Origin of the sequence: Streptomyces sp. NPDC059564 (genome assembly GCF_042735575.1) — a bacterium.
In the GTDB taxonomy this organism is placed as follows: Bacteria; Actinomycetota; Actinomycetes; order Streptomycetales; family Streptomycetaceae; genus Streptomyces.
This window is the reverse complement of sequence record NZ_JBHWBP010000688.1, coordinates 1-1,358: the sequence shown is the minus strand read 5'-3', so window position 1 is coordinate 1,358 and position 1,358 is coordinate 1. Positions and strand designations below refer to the sequence as shown.

General features: G+C 71.7%; 1 pseudogene. It reads right to left on the bottom strand.

The window, feature by feature from the left end:
• Nucleotides 1–670, bottom strand: a pseudogene (locus tag ACFV0Q_RS41655) (hypothetical protein); the annotation flags it as partial.
• Between the last annotated feature and the right edge of the window lie 688 nt (nt 671–1,358).

Here is a 1,358-nt window from a genome sequence, read left to right as displayed (position 1 = left end):
CAGCCTTCAGGGCCGCGCGGCGGACCGCCAGCGGATAGCCGAGACGGTCCGCCGCCCCTTCCACTCCAAGGCCCGACTCCGCGCGCATCAGCGCGACGATGCGCTCGGCCCGTTCCCGCTGCAGGTGCCGCTGTGCGGCCGGTACAGAGATGCCGAGGACGTCGACGGCGTGGGCGGCGGTCACCGCGGGGTCCGTGTCGAGGAGTTCGGCAATGCGCCCGGGAAGCAAATCTCGGGGGACCATGTCGCCCGATCCCGTCGGCCGACCACTGGGCGCAGTCATGGTGCCGCGGGCGGCGCCGTACGCACGCAGCACGCCGCGCGGCCAGTGCTCGACCCCGCCCACCACCACGACGTGGTCAGCGAGGCGGGGGTCGGTCTTGTAGGTGTCCACGCTGCGCGGCTTCACATCGAGCACGACGGCCGCCTCACGGCGGTCGAGCAGGTCCTCCTCATGGTCGACCGCCGGGATCGCCGGCCGGGGCCGGCCGTCACGGTGAGCCTCCACCTGCTCCAGGTCCCACAACAGGATCCTCGCGTCCGCGGAGCTCACCGGTTCAGGGAAGCCGTCCTCGCCATAGGGCTTGGCCCGGCGAAAGGCAGCCCACTTCAGGCCCAGCACGACGGCGAGTTTTTCCCGGCCCACGGCCGTTCGTCCAGCGCGGATCACGAGCCCGACCTTCCGGTAGATACGACGTGCCAGCGAACTTGAGCACGCGGGGTGAAAAAACATACCGCACTAGGGGAGCGCCATGTGCGGTACGTGCCCGCAGGACCGCCGAGCGCTATGCTCGGCCCTGAGACGCATGCGGGTTGCTCCCAAGGTGTGTTCTTCGGTCGGCCGACGCCCTTGCCACCCGCCCACGGCGGAAGTGGGCGTCGGCCACATTCATTTCACCCATCAACACCCTCCACACCTCAAGCCCCTCCGCTCCGCCATGGCACCCCCAGCTCGAAGCACCACCCAACACCATTCCGCCAGACCCAACCCTCGCTTCCATCAGCAGCACCGCCAACACCCGACCGGGCCGAAGGCCATCGCCACCGCCCACTGGCCCGGCATCTCCACTGACCCGCCCGCCAACCCACTGATACCCCGGCCCTCGCCCAGCCCCGAAAAAGGATCCCAGCCGGCACCCGCTCACTCCCCTCCCCGCCGCCACCTCTCCCACCCCACTACCAGCTCCCCAGGGGAAAGTCCGGCTACTCACCACTCACCAAAGAGCACCTGACCAGCACCAATACCGACCCTGCCCCAACTCCGCCGGGCGGCGGGGGGGCGGGCGGGGGGCGGGGGGCCGGCGGGGCGGGGGGCGGGGGGGGGGCGGGGGGCGGGGGGGGGCGGCCGGGGGCGGGCC